General features: G+C 57.5%; 18 protein-coding genes. 6 read left to right on the top strand and 12 right to left on the bottom strand.

From position 1 onward, the window contains the following. Positions 1–193: 193 nt before the first annotated feature. The 9 genes from NKH03_RS25750 to NKH03_RS25710 form a co-directional block, all read right to left on the bottom strand. The gene (locus NKH03_RS25750) at positions 194–1069 is read right to left on the bottom strand and encodes an MBL fold metallo-hydrolase (RefSeq protein ID WP_352869835.1); all 876 of its coding nucleotides are present in this window, start codon (positions 1067–1069) and stop codon (positions 194–196) included. Positions 1070–1097: 28 nt separating this feature from the next. Further along, the gene (locus tag NKH03_RS25745) at positions 1098–1226 is read right to left on the bottom strand and encodes a hypothetical protein (RefSeq protein ID WP_352869837.1); all 129 of its coding nucleotides are present in this window, start codon (positions 1224–1226) and stop codon (positions 1098–1100) included. A 174-nt stretch (positions 1227–1400) separates the two neighbouring features. Next, positions 1401–2120, bottom strand: coding sequence for a hypothetical protein (locus NKH03_RS25740; protein WP_352971400.1), 720 nt, complete (start codon positions 2118–2120; stop codon positions 1401–1403). Positions 2121–2122: 2 nt separating this feature from the next. After that, positions 2123–2551: a GlcG/HbpS family heme-binding protein gene (locus NKH03_RS25735; RefSeq protein WP_352869840.1), complete on the bottom strand. Its 429-nt coding sequence runs from the start codon at positions 2549–2551 to the stop codon at positions 2123–2125. Between the two features lie 54 nt (positions 2552–2605). Further along, positions 2606–3325 carry a hypothetical protein gene (locus NKH03_RS25730; protein ID WP_352869842.1) on the bottom strand — a complete coding sequence of 240 codons (720 nt, stop codon included), beginning with the start codon at positions 3323–3325 and terminating at the stop codon, positions 2606–2608. A 25-nt stretch (positions 3326–3350) separates the two neighbouring features. Then, a complete protein-coding gene (locus NKH03_RS25725; RefSeq protein WP_352869844.1) occupies positions 3351–4181 on the bottom strand; it encodes an alpha/beta fold hydrolase in 831 nt (276 codons plus the stop codon). A gap of 141 nt (positions 4182–4322) precedes the next feature. Then, positions 4323–5582 (bottom strand): mechanosensitive ion channel family protein, encoded by a 1260-nt coding sequence (locus NKH03_RS25720; RefSeq protein WP_352869845.1) that lies wholly within the window; start codon positions 5580–5582, stop codon positions 4323–4325. Between the two features lie 391 nt (positions 5583–5973). Beyond that, the gene (locus tag NKH03_RS25715; protein ID WP_352971398.1) at positions 5974–8724 is read right to left on the bottom strand and encodes an ATP-binding protein; all 2751 of its coding nucleotides are present in this window, start codon (positions 8722–8724) and stop codon (positions 5974–5976) included. A 170-nt stretch (positions 8725–8894) separates the two neighbouring features. Continuing rightward, positions 8895–9665: an SDR family NAD(P)-dependent oxidoreductase gene (locus NKH03_RS25710; RefSeq protein ID WP_352869847.1), complete on the bottom strand. Its 771-nt coding sequence runs from the start codon at positions 9663–9665 to the stop codon at positions 8895–8897. Positions 9666–9933: 268 nt separating this feature from the next. Between NKH03_RS25710 and NKH03_RS25705 the strand changes: the two genes are divergently transcribed. The 4 genes from NKH03_RS25705 to NKH03_RS25690 all read left to right on the top strand — a co-directional run bounded on the left by NKH03_RS25705 (position 9934) and on the right by NKH03_RS25690 (position 12201). Next, positions 9934–10482: a helix-turn-helix domain-containing protein gene (locus NKH03_RS25705; RefSeq protein ID WP_352869849.1), complete on the top strand. Its 549-nt coding sequence runs from the start codon at positions 9934–9936 to the stop codon at positions 10480–10482. After that, positions 10466–10669 carry an oxidoreductase dimerization domain-containing protein gene (locus NKH03_RS25700; RefSeq protein ID WP_352876626.1) on the top strand — a complete coding sequence of 68 codons (204 nt, stop codon included), beginning with the start codon at positions 10466–10468 and terminating at the stop codon, positions 10667–10669. Before NKH03_RS25705 ends, NKH03_RS25700 begins: the two co-directional genes overlap by 17 nt. 18 nt (positions 10670–10687) lie before the next feature. Then, positions 10688–11542, top strand: coding sequence for an alpha/beta fold hydrolase (locus tag NKH03_RS25695; protein WP_352869850.1), 855 nt, complete (start codon positions 10688–10690; stop codon positions 11540–11542). Between the two features lie 68 nt (positions 11543–11610). Further along, positions 11611–12201, top strand: a complete 591-nt coding sequence (locus NKH03_RS25690; RefSeq protein WP_352869851.1) for a peroxiredoxin — start codon at positions 11611–11613, stop codon at positions 12199–12201. Positions 12202–12644: 443 nt separating this feature from the next. Here NKH03_RS25690 and NKH03_RS25685 read toward each other — a convergent pair whose 3' ends face one another. Continuing rightward, positions 12645–12839 (bottom strand): hypothetical protein, encoded by a 195-nt coding sequence (locus NKH03_RS25685; protein WP_352869852.1) that lies wholly within the window; start codon positions 12837–12839, stop codon positions 12645–12647. 221 nt (positions 12840–13060) lie between these two features. On the opposite strand from NKH03_RS25685, the gene NKH03_RS25680 reads away from it, so the two are divergent. Together NKH03_RS25680 and NKH03_RS25675 are read left to right on the top strand one after the other, a co-directional pair. Beyond that, entirely contained in the window at positions 13061–13663 is a 603-nt protein-coding gene (locus tag NKH03_RS25680) for an NAD(P)H-dependent oxidoreductase (RefSeq protein WP_352869853.1), read from the top strand. Positions 13664–13668: 5 nt separating this feature from the next. Next, on the top strand, positions 13669–15555 hold the full coding sequence (locus NKH03_RS25675; RefSeq protein ID WP_352869854.1) for a monovalent cation:proton antiporter-2 (CPA2) family protein: 1887 nt from the start codon (positions 13669–13671) through the stop codon (positions 15553–15555). 331 nt (positions 15556–15886) lie between these two features. Here the strand turns inward: NKH03_RS25675 and NKH03_RS25670 are convergent, their stop codons facing one another. Further along, on the bottom strand, positions 15887–16714 hold the full coding sequence (locus NKH03_RS25670) for a formate/nitrite transporter family protein (protein ID WP_352869855.1): 828 nt from the start codon (positions 16712–16714) through the stop codon (positions 15887–15889). Between the two features lie 65 nt (positions 16715–16779). After that, entirely contained in the window at positions 16780–19101 is a 2322-nt protein-coding gene (locus tag NKH03_RS25665) for an FdhF/YdeP family oxidoreductase (protein ID WP_352971395.1), read from the bottom strand. Positions 19102–19158 lie beyond the last annotated feature (57 nt).

The raw sequence follows: 19158 nt of genomic DNA, 5'->3' as shown, positions 1-19158 counted from the left end.
GCTTGGTTGTGCGAAGCGTAAGAATCCACGCCAGACCAGCGGACCTAAAAATTCGGTCAGGGCATACGCTGCAACAGGAACAACCGCCGCCGGCCCGAAGCCGACCGAGGCACAGCGCCTTGTTACACCGGTCACTGTCAACCGGTGCAAGTGGCACTTCCTTTTGCCAACTTCGAGGCAGCCTCAAGCCGGTTTATTCGTCGTCTGCCACGAAGATACATTCGTAGCCGAGGCCTGATTTTCCACCGACTTGGCAGCAATAGGGTGCCGCAAAATGGCCAGGGAGCAGTGTCGTCGACGTTCCGCTGCAGTGTTCCAAGAGGCTACGTCTGGTCTGAGTAGCTTGTTCACCATCTCGGCAAGCGTGACTGTTCCAGTCCGGATACCAAACCTGGATAGGGTGATGAAGTATGTCCCCGACGAAGATCAAATCGCCGTCTGACTCCTGTACTCGAAGCAAAACGTGACCGGGCGTATGGCCGGGAGCCGGTTCGATGAATACGCCTTCCGCAAGCTCGAAAGGAGGGTCAAGAAGGAGAAGCTGTCCGGTTTCAATTAAAGGCTTGATAGAGTCTGCAAAAATCCGGGCGTTGTCTTCGAGCTCGGCCTCATGCTCGGCGAGAAATTCAAACTCAATGCGGGAAACCAGGTATTTCGCATTCGGGAATGTCGGAATCCAGCGCCCCAGATGCTCGTAGGTGTTCCATCCGACATGATCGACATGCAGATGCGTGCAGAGAACATAGTCCACGTCTTCCGGTGCGATTCCCGTAGCTGCGAAGTGTTCGAGATAGGACGTCTCCAGCATCGAGAAGAACGGCGTGTGCGGCCGTTCCTTTCCGTTCCCCGAGCAGGTGTCGACGAGCACGGTGATCCCGGATGTCCGGACAATCCAACTGTGGACGGATCCGATGAGGCGCTCGTGTTCCGGCGCGTAATAACGGGGTATCATCCAGTCCGCGTGTTTGGCGACGGCCTCTGCTGTCCAAGCGGGCAGGTGATACTTGGGGGGAAAGCCGAGGCCCTCATATTCCTGAACGCGGTATACTTCCGATCGCCCAATTTTCAAAACACGCTCCTCATTTGAACCGAGACTGTCATATTTCAGAATTGCTGCTGCTGTCAGGTACCTGAAAGTGATAGCTCGAAGGCTTTTCGATCTCGATGACCACGATCGCTTCGGGATCGTCTGCGGGAAGATTTTTGAAGTAGCCGATCGATGTCACCGGGGCCTCCCTGGAAGTGAATGGAATTATCTGCAATCCGAAGTGGAAGGCCCGGGAAGCACAGGTTATTGGAGCATTCGGGATATGCCTGTCCGGCGTTCGGGTAGCGGCCCGAGGCCGCAAATGGCCTGTGCGCGCCACAGGGGCTTTGTTTCCAAAGCCCCTCCGTAGACGTCATTCAAAGTGGAAACCGGACAAATCGACCGACACGATTAGCGGCTCAGACAAAGGCGTGTTGTCGGGCTGACGCGGGAAAATTCTCATCTTTGACGGCAACGTTATGCCTTCGACCTTCACCGGGTCCGTCAAATAGCGGGCCGCGGCGTTTTTGCCCTGGATATCTACCTCGTAGTCGTGGCGAACGAGAATTCCATCGGCATTGAAGTAGAAGCTCTGCACCGTGCTGTGGGTTGCGATGGAGGCGGGGAAAGTCACGCGGAGCCGGCGCCAGGTCTCGCCGTTTTCGTTCCAGCTCTCGACCTCCTCCGAAACGACCCCTGGCTGTTTCAGAATGAACGGTGAGGTGAGATAGGTCCACATTGTGTAACCGGAAAAATAGGCGACCTGCGGATTGCTCCAGTGGGTTTCCATTTCATAGCCGTCGAACGACGCGCGCGGGTTGAGAAGCTCCTCAACGACTTCGCCCGCCGGCGTTTCGATGGTAACGCGGTCAGGGGTAAATGCCGACTTGTTATTGGTCGGGGAGAACGGCCAATGCGAAACCCATTCCCGCTTCAGATCGACTTTGAGATGGCAATCTTCGAGAACGGTCGCTTTGCCCTTGAGACCCCAGAGAACGCCACCCTGATGAAGCTTTGCCGTCAGGAACGAGAAACGAGAAAATCGCTCCATTCCGCCATGCGCCTCGATTGCGGTTTCGACTAGATTGGTCACTGTTACTTCCTTTCTTTTGATGATTTGATGGTTGCGAGCGCCGCTTCGGCAACAGCCGTGTCCTGCTCGACCGTGCCTCCGCTCACACCGATCGCGCCGGCCACATGTCCGTCGATCTCGATGGGTAGACCACCACCTAGAATCACGTATTTGCCTCCTGCCGCATTACCGATCGAAAACAACGCAGCCCCGGGCTGGATCATGGGAACGAACGCCGCAGAAGGCGCGTGGAACGAGCGTGAGGTCTGAGCCTTTCCGACCGCGACGTCGAAGGCGCCAGGCCAGGCGCCGTCCATGCGCGCCATTCCGACAAGTTCTCCGCCGTGATCGAGAACAACGATTGTGGATCGTACCCCGATCGCAGCGGCTTTTTCCTCGGCAGCAGCGAGAGCCAGCTTCGCCGCTCCCAAGCCAATTTGTGGGACGAACATCTCTGTTTCCTCAATCATTGATTTGAGGGCGGCGCGATACGTCGCCCAAGCTGTTCAGCGCAGCTCGATATCCGAAAGGTCGATCGACACTACGAGAGGTTCCGACAGAGAATTTCCGTCGGTCTGACGCGGGAAAATGCGACGCTCAGTCGGGAACTTCAGGCCTGAAACTGTCGTGTAGCCCGAAATGTAATGGGCGCCCGGCGTGTTTCCGGCAATCTCGACATCATAGTCATGCCGCTTCAGAAGGCCGTCAGCATCGACGTAAAGTGTCTGCACGGTGCTGTGCGTGGCGATTTCCTTCGGGAAGGTGACTTTCAGCCGGTTCCAGGTCTCACCCTTTTCCGTCCAGTCTTCGAACTGTTCGCTGACGACGCCAGGCTGGGCGAGCACAAACGGCATGTTCAGGTATGTCCACATCGCAATGCCCGCGAAATAAGCAAGCTGCGGCTCGGACCATGGCGTCTCGAGGGTGTGTCCTGCGAACGATGCGCGCGGATCGCTGAGCTCTTCAACGACGTTGCCCGAGCTGTCCTGGATCTCGACCTTGCCCGGCCGGAATTGCGAGACCTTGCCGTCGGGACCGAACGGATGATGGGAGGCCCACTCATCGCGCAAGCCGACGGTCACATTCGTTTCGTCAAGCTTGCCGGCATGACCCTTGAGCACCCACAGGGCGCCTCCCTGTGTCAGATGCGCGGTCAGGCTAGTAAACCTGTTCCAGGTTTCGAGCCCGCCATGGGCGTCGACAATCTTCTGTGCGAGCGAATTCATTGAAATGTCCTTTGAAATTGACTGATCAGGCGTCGAGGAAAGTGCTTACGTGGGCGACGAACGTTTCGGAGTACTGGAACAGTGCCCCGTGACCCGAGTCGGGATAAATAATCAGCGTGCCATCGCTCATGTTTTTGAACATCTGGTAGGCGTTGATCGATGGAAACATCGTGTCGTCGCTGCCGTGAACAATAAGCGTGGGCTGCTTGATCGCCCTCAGCGAGGCGTGAGCTTCATCCTTCTCTGCACACCAGCCGATGATCGCCTTCGCCTGCGGATTGCTGACATTCTCGCCACTGTCCGGATCACGATCCTCCTTGCGGGCGGCCGCACGATCGACGAAGGCAGCGCCTGCGGCCTGGCTTGCCTTTGTGGGCGTGAAGAACAGCGGAAGGCGGACATCGCGTGCATTTTTCGAGAAAGCCTCTTCGACGACCTGTAACAGATGCTCCTCGCCGCCCTTGGGCGCTGATCCGGCAACGATCAGCTTGCGAACGTTGATGGTCGACCGCGGTGCCATGATTTGAGCAAGGAACCCACCGAGCGAGAAGCCGAGTAGATCCACTTCCTTCAGGCCGACGGCGACAATGAAGGCCTCGGCGTCATACGCCATCTGCTCCACATTATCAGGGACTTCGCCCGTGGATGTCCCGACGCCGGTGTTATTAAAGACGATTACCGGACGTTCGGTCGCAAGCGCGTTGACGACCTTGGGATCCCAGGCATCCATCGTGCCCGTGAAATGCTGAAGGAGGACGAGCGGAACGCCGGTTTCCGGACCGAGCCGACGATAGGCGAAATGGATGCCGTTCGCTTCAACAGTTTCTGTTTTGGAGGTTTCGAGTGTCTTTCGCATCTGCGTTTCCTTTTTGGTTTGAGCGAGTGAATTTCCGGCGGCTGCCCGACGGGAAAATGCAAATTGGCAATCCGTTAGGCGAGTTAAGTGCTGTTAAGTCTTGTTACGTGGGCAGGCGGCGTCGGTATTGGCACATACTGCTCACGAACCGTGCGGAGGTTCAGCATGCAGGAGATTTCTGATCTTCTGAGAGAGCGTTGCAGTGTGCTCCGCGTTGCGAAGACCCGCGGTGGGGTTCGCTGCAAGGTCCGTGTGTTTGGCGACGATCGTCCCGAGCTCATCAGCAATGGCGGGTCTGTCACTTAAGAGCGCCGCGATACGCTCCTTGGAAATCTCATAGACGACGACGAAGGTTGCAGCCCGGATGGAGGCTCTCTCGGCTGCTGCCATCAACACACCAACTTCTCCAATGAAGTCGCCCGGGGATAGCTTTCGCGCGTCTTCGTGCTTCGAGCCGTCCTTCCCCTCAACAATCGCAACGCCGCTTCTGATGATATAAAGCGAGGCCATCTTCGTGCCGCGCTCCACAATGGTGGAGCCCTGCTGGAAAGTTAGACGGGTCATCGAGGCCGCAAGCGCTCCCTTTTCATCTTCGGTGAGCGCGGCGAAAAGGTTGATGGCATTCAGAAGTCGCCACGCCGAACTCGGGTGGTGTTCTGGCGTAGTCCTGCTTCCTTTCCCCGTAGAGCCTTCGCCAGGCTCCGGTGCAAGCGAGAGGCCGGCCGCCTTCAGATGGCGGTAGATGAGGTCGAATATCTCAGATTGCGCCGCATCGGAGAGGCTCAACGAACTCACACTGAAACTCAGTTCGACTTCGACGACCTCCCGGCTCAGACCCGTTACGCGTGTCGATGTGGGCGGCTCTCTGGCAATGAGATTGCTGCTGGCCAATGCGGTGCGGAGCACCGCCTCGATCGTTACCGGCGACTTGTCAAGCGTGACGCGAACCTTGAGCTTTTTGCCGTGACTGTGGGAAGGGCTGCTGAGGTTTATGAATATCGCTTTGGCGAGGGCGCTGTTTGGAATAACGACGAGATCGTTGGCCGAATTGACCAAGTGCGTCGAACGCCAATTGGTCTCGATCAGCTTGCCCTGTGTACCGGCGTCCAGAAAGATCCAGTCTCCCACGGTGTAGGGATGACCGAGTTTCAGGGCAATTCCGGAGAACAGGTCATTCAGCGTACTTTGAAGCGCAAGTCCAAGAATGATTGCAAATGCGCCCGAGGTCGCAATGAGCGTGCCAACGGGTATCCCGAAGACATAGCGCTGATCGACAGGAATGATCCAATATAGACAATTGCCACCACCAGGTCCTGGAGCAGGCGTCCTTCCTTCGAATTCCCCTCGAAAATCAGGAAGAGACGCACGGCGCTTACGACAACACTCGCGCCCGCGGCCCACCAGATCGCCTTCATCAGATCAAGGAGAACGGTCTGAGTGATGTCGGGGTCCCTCGCTTCGGCAGCAAAAGGGACATGTCCAGCGACAAGCAGAATCGTGGTCAGCAGCAAGAAAAAGCAAAAGTTCACGACAAGTCGAACAGCCGCGGGCCTCCGCCCGAGAACGACTCGAACCAGAAGACGGAAAAGTATCAGGGCCGTTGCTTCCGCAAGGGGGTCAAGGGCGATTTCGCGCATCTCGACTGGCTAGACGATGCGTGCTGGGCGAGTCTTGTGCGATCCCGCTCCATGGAACGGGATGTCGTTTTCAGACAATGCCTCGGCTACCGAGTCCTAGCGAATGCCGCTCAAAGCGACGCCATTGCGGGTATCGCCCGTCGCAATTCTCGGCTTCAGACGAGACCCGTTCCGGACTCCAGAAGAGCGCGCGCCTTTAGCATATCCGTTGTCGTAAGGTTATCGTCCACTTTTGATAGCGCACCGACTAGGGCAGGGCGGAAGGTTCCAGCATCGAACTGAAACGCAGACAATGCGCATCGCAGTTCCCAGAACGAGGCTCCCATTTCCTGGGAAAGCTGTAGCGACTGAAGAACCAGCGCTCGAGATTGCGCTTCATCAACCGCCAGCAGTCGCTCAGACTTGAGCCGCAGCAGTTCGGGTCTGCTCCATCCGACTTCACCAGAGAGTGCACGGTCCAGTGCGTCGAGGGGGGCTCGATCTCCAGCCAGGGTCACAAGATAATCAAGCAGGGCGCCACGCGCATCGGCGAACTCATCGGCGAGGCCTTCAACCGGCGCGCAATCGACAATGATCCTTCGATAACCTCGAAGCCATAACGCCCAGCGCTGGAGGTTATGAGCTTGGACCAGGCCCGCGACGTGGTCCAACTGCCGGATCGCCGTCGTCCTGTCGCCGACAAGATAGGCCACGGGACATGCAGCGGTCATGAGGAGAAGCAGGGTCGAGATTGCGTAATCCAGCTCCTTTGCTTCTTTCTCCAATGCCTGAAGATGCTTGAGGGCCTTCGAGGTTTCGCCCCGCAAGAAACCGGAAAATGCGACAATCGTCGAGGCGATCATCCGTTGCTCGTATCCGACACCGGTATTCTGCGTTGACCGCAGTAGACCCTTCGCATTCTCGATAGATCCTTCGGCTTCCCGGATCGCATCCGAAAGATCTCCACGGAAGAAGTGGGGACTGTCCAGCATCCGGCTGAAGACATTCGCGGGTATCTGCGAAAGCTCCGATCGGATGGCGAGCGCTTTCTCAATCGATCGAGTGTAGTGTCCGTTTGAAGTCCAGATCGAGTTCGCGCCGGTCATCGCCTGGATGTATTTGGGGATGTCGCCAGCCGCACGCGCAATTTCCCCGGCCTTGACGAACTCTTCGGCGGCGGCCTCGTCATCGATGAACGCGCGAGTATGATACAAAAGCCCGCCACGGGCGATGCGAAGTTGAATTTCAACTTCGGTGCCTGCGTGGCCGGATCTGGGTAGAAATCCGAGTGCCCATTCGACGAGTTTCGCCTGTTCGCTCATCAATCCCAGTTGAACCCAAAGTACATGGGATTTGGCGATGAGCGCAACGGCATACTGCTCATAGCCGGTCTCCGGCATTGACCATCGCACGGCCAAACGCACGTCGTTGACGAGAGACAGGTATCGTTGCACCCAGTCCTTCGTCGTCAAACTCTTCCAATCGATTTCGGCGGCAGCGAGTTTCTGCTCGCAATAAAGTGCATGTGCGGTGCGCTGCGAGATGGCTCTGCCTGCCTCCGTCAGTTTTTCCAATGCGTAACGGCGCGTCGTCTCAAGCAGACGGTATGTTCCATCGCCTCCAACGACCGAGAGAAAGGACTTTAGAAACAGTCCGTCGAAAGTCTCGTGAAACTTTTCCTGGCCAATATGAGATGAGCTCAAGGCTTGGGCAGCCGAGGCTGTGAATGGGCCTGCGAAAACTGCGACGTCCTGGAGAAGCGTCCGCTCTTCCGTCGTGAGGCTGTCATAACTCCAGTCGAGCGTAGCTCTTAATGTCTGCTGCCGTGGCGGAGCGGTCCTTCGTCCCTTTCGAAGGATCGCGAAAGGATTATCCAGCGAGGCAGCGAGGTGCGCCAAACCCAAGCTCGCGGCGCGAGAAGCAGCAAGCTCGATCGCCAAGGGGATCCCGTCGAGCTGCCGGACGACAGAGGCGACCATCAAGACGCTGTCGGGCTGATCCAGGTCCTCAAGATCCGACGACTGTGCAACGCGTTCAATAAAAAGTTGCACGGCTGAGTACGAAAGGGCTTCACTCGCCGACAAGCCTTCGGGCGGAACCTGCAGCGAAGGTAGCTGCCGGATGCGCTCGCCTGCTACCCTGAGCGGCTCCCGGCTGGTTGCAAGGATCGAAATACTTGTCGCTGATCCGAGGATGCGTTCGACAGCTGTGGCAACTGCGTCAATCAAATGCTCACAATTGTCGAAGATGAGCAAAAGATCCTCCTCAGCCAAGACATTGAGAACGCCCGCCTCGATATCATTGGCAAATGCGGTGATGCCTAATAGGGACGCCAGCGTCGGCATAATCTGTTGGCCGTCATTCAACGCCGCCAGATCAACAAACAGCGTTCGCTTGTCTCGGCTGTCGCCAACTGCCAACGCAACGGAGGTTTTCCCAATCCCGCCCGTGCCTGAGATCGTCACGAGCCTGTTCACTCTCAGTGCTTCGGCTGTGGCGTCGATGAACTCCTCCCGCCCGATCAGTCGGCTTGCAAGCCGAGGGAGGTTTGATGCGATCGACAACACACCGGTCTGATTGGTGGAGGCCGATGCTGGTCCATCGCTGTCAAATGCTTTCGCCTCCGTGACGGCAACGACAAAAACGTAGCCCCGGCCTGGAACGTTCTCGATATATCGCCCACCATCAATGTCGCTCAAGAGCTTTCTCAGGCTGACAATATGGACGCGAAGCGCCCCGTCTTCCACGGTCGTATCCGGCCACACCAGGGAAATCAGCTCTTGCTTGCGGATGATCTCTCCGGCGCGCGAAGCCAGAACAGCCAGAATGTCGAAAGCCTTGCCGCCGAGATGTAAGGCGTTCCCGGCCGCAGACAGACGCCGCCCCGGTATGTCGAGTTCGAAGCTACCAAACCTCAGTTGGCCCATTCGTTCAATCAGATGTTTGACGGGCCTGGGCGATAGGCGGGGCAGCTCAAACGGGCGCGCCCTGCAGAGCACGCCACCCCGCAGCCATTCCCAGGCCCCCCAAATACCTATAGGGTTCTGAATGGTCTTGGGCAACGCCTTCAACTAATGTTGTTTTCTGATCCAATGCTTTAGGCGTTGTAGCCACCGTCAACGTTGAGCACTGCGCCGGTGATGAAGGACGCCCCTGGGCTCGCGAGGAAAAGGATCGCATTTGCCACTTCTTCAGGTCGACCAAGGCGCTTTAATGCATTCGATTCTCGCTCAGCTTCCATTATTTCGGGGAGCGCAAAGCCTTGCGTCGTTTCGATCGCACCGATCTGCACAACATTAACTGTTATGCCGCGAGGGCCAATATCGTGAGCGGCTCCCCGACAAAATGCCGATAGTGCAGCTTGGGTCGCAGCAAAGTCCGCAAGGCCGGGCGTTCCGACGCGATCTGCCAAACTCGCTCCGAGCGCGACAATCCGGCCACCCGAGCTCATCACCCTCACCGCGGCGCGGATCAGCGCCGTGGTCGAGCGTATATGGATTGCAAGCTGGTGCTCGACTGCATCTTCGTCCAGGTCTTCATCGTCAATCTGTCCGTGGACACGGTTTTCGCAGTTGGCGATCACGATATCAATCCGGCCGAAGTCCGCTATGGCTGTTCGGGTAATTCGGAGGAAATCAGCCGGCGAGGGGCTGGCGGACGAAGGATATATGGCAACACGGACGCCGAAAGGTTGAATGGCCTGGAGTATCCGCTCGCCCGCCTCCTGCGTGTTCAGTGTTAGCACCAAGTCGGCGCCGCTCTGAGCCAACGCGCAGGCAGTCGCAATGCCCACGCCCTGGTCCGCATTGGTCAAAAGTGCCACTCGCCCGGCGAAGGGACGGGGATGGATCCCTGTTCGCTCGTTCAAAATTATCTCCGTTTAAATTCCGTCAGTTGTTAGCGCCTCGGCTTTATAATGTTCGTTGACCGCTAAACCGCATTTCGTCCTAATTCTTGTAAAATCAAGTCTTAACGCGTCAACGTCTGCGGACGGTGGTTCCAAGGCCTAAGGCGCTGATTTTGGACGACGTTGCGGCGCGAAGGAGCACCCATAACCACTCTTAACATCGCTTAACTCGCTTAGCGTAGCGGCGCCACGTTAGCGTTCCCTCGTTACAGAAGCGAGGTATGCAGCGATGGGTGAACCGGTTTCATTTTCTTCAAACCTGATCCAGATCAGCTTTCGGTACGATCCGAATATCACGTTGCCGGAGTTCGCCGGGGCTGTCGTGGCTCCACGCGACGCGAAAGCTGCCCAAGAAGCGGCGGGGCCGCGCCGGAAACTCGCTGGCCTTTCCGATTGGCAGAAAAACAAGATCGTCCGGTATGTTGACGACAATATTGACGGAACTATCCGCGTCGAAAGCCTCGGTCAGCAGGTTCGACTGAGCGCCAGTCGGTTCTCAAAAGGCTTCAAGGAATCGTTCGGCCGCTCGCCCTACGACTATGTCCTCCTTCGCCGCGTGGAAGCCGCAAAATACCTGATCGCGACGACCGAAGAGCCGCTCAGCCAGATCGCACAGGCGTGCGGGCTAAGCGATCAAGCCCATCTTTCAAAGATATTCAAGCGCTTCGTCGGAATGACTCCTTTGCGATGGCGGCGCGCAGAGTCGGGCGCTAGACCAGCCCCTGCCGACGCTCACAGGTGGCGAAGGCTGAGCTGCTCGACTGCGGAACTCGCATAATGTTGTCGCGGCAGTACTGGGCCTCAGCATGCTGGGCGTCAGCGCCGGCGAAGTGATGACGGTGGTCCAGATGGCAATGCTTGGCGAACTGCCCTTTACCGCTTTGCGGGACGGCATTTTCGCGCACCCGACTGTCTCGGAGGCATTGAACATGCTCTTCGCTGCAGTCGGTGAACCGGAAAACTAACACGAAAGGGGTCGAATAATGATAACTTCCAGCTCGGTCAGCGCGCCTACCGAATTTGCTGAAGTTGAGGGCAGGACACTTGCCTACCGAAAAATCGGTAAGGGCACGCCGCTCTTCCTTGCGGTGCGGTTTCGAGGGACCCTCGATGTATGGGACCCGCTTTTCCTCGATGAACTTGCAAAGCATTTCACAGTCGTGACATTCGACTACACGGGTCTTGGGGCGTCGACGGGCGAGCCGACCTATATTCGTGAGTCTTTGGCGAAGGATGCGAAGGACCTGATGGATCATCTGGGGTTTGACAGGGTGATCATGGGAGGATGGTCTTTAGGGGGCGTCGTCGCTCAAGTCGTTACGGCGATCTATCCAGAAAGGGTTTCTCACGTCGTCCTGATTGGAACTGCCCCGCCCGGAAAGCCGCAGGTCCCGGGGGAGGCAGTGTTCATGAGGACCGCGATGAAGCCCGTCAACGATCTTGAGGATGAACACGTCCTGTTCTTCGAACCGGAATCGGAATCGAGCAGAGCGGCAGCCACCAGGTCGCACGCACGCATCGCAGAGCGTCAAACGGACCGATCGCCCGCCATCGCGGAAGGGACGTTTTTGAAGCTGCTGAGCGAAGCGACGGACAGGACGACGATTTTCCCGGATGCAGATGGAAGATACATGTCCTACCTGTCGGATTGTGAAAAGCCGATGCTGGTGATCGGCGGTGACCACGATATCGCGTGCCCGGTCGATAATTGGTACGGTCTATCCCGTGCCTGGAAGACAATGCACCTCCTCACGATCCCCCAAGCGGGCCACGCGCCGCATCATCAGGAACCTGAATTCGTCGCCGATGCCGTCGCGTCGTTCATCGCTCGTCATTGACTTTCCCTGAAGGGCTAGTGCCTGAGCTCGCCCTTGCAGCGCCATGATTCCTACTAGAGAGAAGACCAATGCCCCCAGCAATCGTCCCGAATATCAGTTTTCACACGCGCGTGAGAAATGACGCCCTTGAAGGTCCTAATCCTTTTGAGTGGAAGACGATTACGTCGGATGAGATTTTTTCGGGACGCAACATCGTCCTGTTTGGGCTCCCAGGTGCCTTCACGCCCGCCTGCTCCGAAAGCCATTTGCCCGGTTTTGAGCAAAATTATGATGACTTTCGTGAAGTCGGTGTCGATGAAGTCGTTTGCGTTGCGGTGAACGATGCCTTTGTCATGTACCAATGGGCGAAAGCACGAGGCGTTCAGAAGGTTCGAATGCTCCCGGACGGTAATGGGGATTTTACGCGGCAAATGGGAATGCTGGTTCAACAAACCAGCAACGGCATGGGATTGCGGAGCTGGCGATATTCGATGCATGTCGTCGACGGAGAGATCCGCTCCATTTTCACAGAGCCAGGCCTTACTGACAATTCCGACGGATTGAGCGTGACGGTATCGGACGCAGCGACAATGCTCAGCTATTTAAGGGCCCATAACTACACAGCGCCACAAGTCGGGGAACGAGGTGCGGCGAACAGATTAACGCACGCGCCGCGGTGAGGTCTGCCACTTCAAGCTCGCCCTCAAAAGCGGAAAGCGTGTCTCGAAGGCGGTGCTTGGCCTTGCTTTTGACAACGGCCTTTGGGTGAACGAGAAGACTTGCCGCAGCTCTGGGTTCACAGAATCTGGCGCCTTTGCCGCGAGCGAACTCATACGCATCCAGCATCATCTGACGGGACGCCTCAGGGTTGCTTGCGAGCCGCAGTCCCGCGTCCAAATGCATGAGCTCGGCCTTGCACCAGCCGGGGTTTCACGGCGCGGGCTATCGTTTCACTGTCCGCGAGCCCGCCGCACACGATAAGGCAGTTATCGAACCGCGCACGGTCGCGGAACTCAAGCTCGCGTTGAATGGCTTACGGTCGCCAGCGTCGAACGCGTCTCCACATGTCTCCCCCTATTGCCGCCAGCGCAAAAGTGAATTGCTCTCGGATATGCGCCCGCCGTCACCGGCAGGTCTCCCGGCTGAAAGCTTCCATACGCGTCCTCCCGCTCGACCGAATAGCTGGCCGATCGCTTTCCGCCAAATCCCATCGCTCTGCTGCCTCCATCAGCATAAAAGCAAATTCGTCTTCATCGATGCCATCTGCTGCGTTGAGCATTGCGACAAGCGGATCGGAAAGTACCTCGTTCAAGGTCATGGGATTCATCGGTCTCCGTCGTTCGCTCCGGTTTAGAATGCAACCCAGGAATAGTTCTTGTCTGAAACGGTCGCATTGAGACGCGCACATGCAGAGGAAGGCCGCTGTTTTTCGACCGGATCGTCCAAGAAAGCGTGTTTGTCGACTGTACGGTGTCGCGCGAGCACAAGCTGTGATTTCGATGCGCTAATTCTTTACTTTGACCGACACAAGGAAGCCAGATGCGTGTCCTAGTTCTGTTTGCGCATCCCGCCCAGCGGAAATCCAGCATTAATTTGTCGATGGCCCGGGAAGCCAGAGGTGTCGAAGGCATCTCCTTCGTGGACCTCTATGCAGAGTATCCACGCTTCGACATCAATCCCGATCGAGAGCAAGTTCGCTTGCTCGAACACGATCTGATTGTGCTTCAGTTTCCAACATTTTGGTATTCGACCCCTGCCATTTTGAAGGAGTGGCAGGATCTGGTTCTCGAGTACGGCTTCGCCTATGGACCGACAGGCCGAAAGCTCGAGGGGAAGTTCTTGCTTATCGCTACGACCACCGGGGGAAGCGATGGGGACTATTCGCGGTCAGGGGGAAACCGGCATCCGTTCGGCCAATTTCTTCTGCCGCTTGAACAGACCGCGTCGCTATGCGGCATGAACTATCTTCCCCCCTTCGTGCTCCACTCGGCCAACCACATCGACAGCCCCTCGGCGCAGGCTCACATCGCGGCCTATCGCACCCTCCTTGGGGACCTGGTTCAAGATCGCTTTGACCTGAAGTCGGGAACCGCGCGTGAAATGCTTGCCCAGGTGACACGTTCCGGCGACATGGGAGCCTAACTTCTGTGGAAAGCCTTGCAGTATATGCCTTTGGTTACCTGGCCGCGGCCGTCGTGGCCGTGATCATTTCTCATCGCATCGGGCTCGGTTCTGTTGTCGGATATATCGCAGCAGGCGTCATCGTCGGACCGGTGCTGCATTTTTCCGATTCGGCGTCAGGATACCTGGAGCACTTTTCCGAGTTCGGCATCGTCATGATGCTGTTCCTGATCGGCCTCGAGATCGACCCGCAGATGGTCTGGCGCTTGCGCACCAAACTGGTCGGGCTTGGAGGACTGCAGGTGCTTGCGACGGTCATCGCCGTTTGCGCTGTATCGGCTGCATTTGGCTTTACCTGGCAACAGGGCGTTCTTTTCGGCTTCGTCGCTGCGCTATCTTCGACGGCGATCGTTCTGCAGACGCTGAAGGAACGCGGGCTGTTGGAGTCAGACGGCGGGCGCTCCAGTTTCGCGGTCCTGCTCTTTCAGGATCTCGCAGTCATCCCGATGCTTGCGCTTATCCCTCTGCTGTCCGTGGGATCGGCGGTCGGTCCACAACATGTCACCCAGGGTCTCCTCTCGAACTTGCCAGCCTGGGCCTCCGCGATCCTGACCCTGGCCACTGTCGCTTTCGTTGTTGCGGGCGGTCATTTTCTATCGCGCCCGGTGTTCAGAATGATCGCAATGCTGGGCCTGAGGGAGGTCTTCACCGCCGCAGCCCTCTTGCTGGTTGTTGGGATTGCCGTATTGATGATGTCAGTCGGACTTTCCCCGGCTCTCGGGGCTTTCTTGGCCGGCGTCGTGCTCGCAAACAGCGAGTTCAAGCACGAGTTGGAAAACGACATTGAACCGTTCAAAGGTCTCCTGCTCGGCCTGTTTTTCATGACGATCGGTGCCAAGATCGAGCTCCGGGTGCTGTTCGAAAGCTGGCCATTCATCCTAGGGGCTGCGGGCCTGTTGATTGTCGTTAAGATCGCAGTGCTTTTGCCCCTGGCCTGGTTGTTTCGATTAAGGTCTTCGGCCGGATGGTTGCTTGCCCTCGGCCTGGCCCAGGCCGGCGAGTTCGGCTTTGTGCTCCTGTCTATCGGCGAGCAGGCTGGTCTGCTCACGTCATCGCTTTCATCGGTCGCGGTCCTCATCATCGCACTTGGCATGATCCTCACGCCAGGTCTGTTCATCGTCTTCGATCGCCTGGTGGTTTTGCTGGATCGAAGGGACATCGCCAAGCGACCCACAGATCATCCCGACGAGGGGACCATCATTGTCGCGGGCCTGGGACGCTTTGGGCAGATCATTACCAGAATGCTGCTTGCTAACGGCTACAAGCCAGTGGTTCTCGATTTTCGAGCAGACGTCGTGGACAACCTGCGCAAGTTCGGAATTCAGTCTTTTTTCGGAGATGCCGGTCGACCGGATCTGCTGGAATCTGCCGGTGTCGGAAACGCGAAGTTGCTGGTTGTCGCCATCGACGACACCGATCGCGCGGTAGAGATAGTCGAACATGCACGCCGGGCAAACACGCGGCTCAAGATCATTGTTCGTGCCTATGATCGTCTTCATCATTACCGGCTGGAGCACGCGGGCGCCGATCAGATCGTGAGGGAGGTCTTCGCGAGCTCGGTCGACACAGCCGGGAATGCGCTCCAGTTTTTGGGCATGCACCCCTACGAAGTCGAGAAAAGAAAACAGCTGTTCGTCAGGGAAGATCTTGCCGGCTTGGGTAAGATGGCGCCGCTTTTCGATGGCGTGACGCCGGTCGCCGACAATCCGGACTTTATCGCCGGCTTCAACGATATCGGAAAGATCATCTCCAACGCAATGTTGGGCGACAGAGATGCCTTCGAGGAAGCGGTGGCACGAGGATGGAGCCCGCCTGAACTTGAGAGCAGCCACAGCCGGTCTAAGAAACGGTGACGCCGGAGCGTCGATGGGCCTTTGGACTCGCTCCGGGAGGGATGCGCCGAGCGTTCGTCGGCCGTGGAGAACAGGTTCTGTCCCACTTCCGCATTCCGCGATGCGGCGTTCGCATACATATTTAGCAATGGCGAATCGTCGGCGACAACGCGCTATGCCGAATAGGGACTTGCTGCCAAAGGCAACCTTGGCGACGAGGCGCTTGCATGGGGGATGGATTGTCGGCTGCTCGGAGAGCCACTTGCGGCATGATCGCCGACGGGGGCGGGGCGCATCCTTGGCCGCCATACGCGCGGTTAGCAACGCGGGAGTGGAGGTTATCTCGATCCGATCATCGCGGACTGCCTTCTTCGCGCGGTATAAGCGTTGCGGGTGCCGGCTCGAACGAGACGTGTCGGCTGCCGTTGAACTGGATCCAGTAGCCGAAAGCCATGAAGATCGAGCCCCCGAGCAGATTGCCCACGGTTACGCAGAGCAAGTTATGCGCAGCCGCCATCAGCGACAGGGAATCAGGGCGAGGGCCAAGAAGCGCCATCGAGAACGCAAACATGTTCGCAACGGAGTGCTCGAAGCCAGCAGCGACGAAGATCGTGATGGGCCAGAAGATCAGCATAATCTTGGCGGCAGCGTTCTCGGTGCGACCTGCCATCCATATCGCCAGGCAGACCAACCAGTTGCACAAGACGCCCTTCGCAACCAGTTCTGCAGAACCTGCCGAGAGCTTGCCCTCGACGACCGAAAAGAACAGAGATCGTCCATCACCCAGTATCACACCACCGCCTGCCGCGTAGAGGAGCGAGGCGAGCAAAATAGCACCGACCAGGTTGCCGCACCACGATGCCACCCAGACAAGCAACACATCGGATATCCTTGCTTTGCCGGTCAACACCGCCAGCGGCATGTACATCGCAGTCCCTGTGAAAAGTTCCGAACCGGCGAAAACGACGATGGTCAGGCCAGACGAAAACACGATCCCCATGACGAGATGCGCCCAAGCCGGATCGACATGTGCGCCGGCCGTGAACATGAGAAGATCGCCGAATCCGATGTAAACCCCGGCCATCATCGAGCCCACGAGGAACGCTAGGAGCCTACTTCTGACCAAGTCAACCTTATGGGCGCCAGCCTGCGCAAAGCTAATGACTGTATCGTCGTACATGTTCGTCTGCTCCGTGAAAGGGAAATCAGGAATGTGCCCCGGCTGCGTTTGATAAAGTCACGGCTTTAACCCCGACAGGCGACGTCGACAAAAAGAGCAGCTTTTTCGACCGTCACCGGAGCGCCCTTATAGGCAGGCGTACCAGACTGGGCGTCAAAGTCCGAAAGAGCGATGATCCGGTTCATTTCGGGATAATAGCCGGCAACTGATCCGGTCGGGATGTCGTACTCGATGGCAATGAAGCCGCTCACAACCCTTCTCGGTGCAGCCGGATCGTGGTCTATGCCAATTACGTCGACCTGGTCACCCTGTGCAAGTCCACGGGCCGTCATGTCGTCCCGGCTCATGAATACGACATCTCTGCGCCCGAAGACACCGCGATAGCGATCGTCCAGATTGTAGACCGTGGTGTTGTACTGTCCGTGGCTGCGGATCGTCGTCATCACGAGACTATCGGGACCGGTCATACGGCGATCCTCTTCCAGTCCTTTTGCGACGAGGAAGTTTGCTTTCCCGTTCGACGTCTTCCAAACTCTCTTGGCTGCCGGAATGCTGAGCCGAAAGCCGCCAGGCTTCCTGACGCGACGGTTGAAGTCCCGAAAGTCCGGAAAGACGATTTCGATCTTGTCCCGAATCCGGTCGTAATTTCCGACCAGCTCGTCCCACGGAATTCCGTACCTGTCTCCCAATGTCGCTTTTGCTATTGCCGCAATGATCGCCGGCTCCGACATCAGCGTGTCCGTCGGCGGTTTCAAGAAGCCTCGGGAGGCATGAACCATCGACATGGAGTCTTCAACGGTGACCGACTGCGGTCCGGAAATTTGCATATCCTGATCGGTCCGCCCAAGCACAGGGAGGATGATTGTGGTTTTAGCGGTGAGGAGATGTGACCTGTTCGGCTTTGTTGCCAAGTGGACAGCGAGATCAAGCTTGCGCATGGCCGCGAACGTCCTTTCGGGATCGGACATGGCGACGGCAAGGTTTCCGCCTAGACAGACGAGCGCCTTCGAGGCGCCGGCTATGATTGCTTCGATGCTCTCAACCGCATTATGGCCCCTGGCGGACGGCGGCCGGAATCCGAAGGCGCGCTCCATCCCGTCGATGAGGTCTTTGTTCGGGATCTCGGTGATGCCCACCGTCCGATCACCCTGCACGTTCGAGTGACCTCGTAGCGGACATATCCCAGCGCCTGGTTTGCCGATATTGCCGCGCAGCATAAGGAGATTTGCCAGCTGCTGGACAACTTCGGTCCCGGTTGCATGCTGGGTAATGCCCATGCCATAACAAATAATAACCCGTTTGCTTTGTATATAAGCATCGGCGATCGATTCAAACGCTTCCTTGGCGATGCCAGACTTGCGGCAAATCTGATTCCATTCTGTGGACGCGGCGTCGCTGCGAAGCTCATCGATGCCTGAGGTATGGATCAAGATGAAATCTCGGTCGAGATGTCCGTCTCCACCGGCGGCGAGATCTGCCTCGTCCCGCTCGACAACGAGCTTGATGATACCCTTCAGCAAAGCTAGATCGCCGCCGGCCTTCACTTGGTGGTAAGCCGAAGCAATCGGGGTCGACGTTAGGGTCACCATCTCAACGGGGTTCTGGGGCGCGGCAAACCGCTCAAGCGCGCGCTCCTTCAACGGATTGAACACCAGGATGGGAACCCCCCTGCGGGAGCAATCATGCAGCGTTGTCATTATCCTCGGGTGATTGGTACCCGGATTGTGACCGATGCTGATGATCAGGTCGCATTCGTCGAAGTCACTCAGTTCCACCGTCCCTTTACCGACGCCGATGGACTTGGGGAGCCCAACCGACGTCGCCTCATGGCACATGTTCGAACAGTCGGGAAAGTTGTTCGTCCCATAGGCTCGCACGAAGGTCTGGTAGAGGAAAGCCGCCTCGTTTGACGCACGTCCGGAGGTGTAGAATTCTGCCTGATTGGGATCGGAGAGGCCTCGCAGGGACGCTCCGATACGGCTCAACGCATCGTCCCAGGCGATCGGGACAAAATGGTCGGTTGTGGCATCGTATAGCATCGGGCTCGTGAGACGGCCCGCATCTTCAAGCTTGTGATCTGTCCAGGTCCACAGCTCGGAAACCGTGTGACTTGCGAAAAACCCGGGATCGGCTCGCTTTTTCGTGGATTCCCACGTTATCGCCTTCGCCCCATTTTCGCAAAACTCGAATGCCGAGGTGTGGTTGGGATCGGGCCAAGCGCAGCCGGGGCAATCGAAGCCATCTGGCTGATTGGCCCGCAAGAGAGCGTGAACGCCGCTAAATACCACCTGCTGCTCTTTCAACGTGCGAGCAAGGGCCTTCAAGGCACCCCACCCGCCCGCCGGCGCGTCATATCGAACGATGCCCTCTGGATCCTTCTCACTCATCAAAGTGCCCCAACTGTTGAAGATGGCTAATTGCCCACGACCATGAGCGCTCGATTT

The sequence above is a fragment of the Mesorhizobium sp. M1406 genome, assembly GCF_040317555.1.
Lineage (GTDB): Bacteria > Pseudomonadota > Alphaproteobacteria > Rhizobiales > Rhizobiaceae > Mesorhizobium.
Note: the sequence above shows the minus strand (reverse complement) of the source record. Positions and strands in the feature narration are given on the sequence as shown.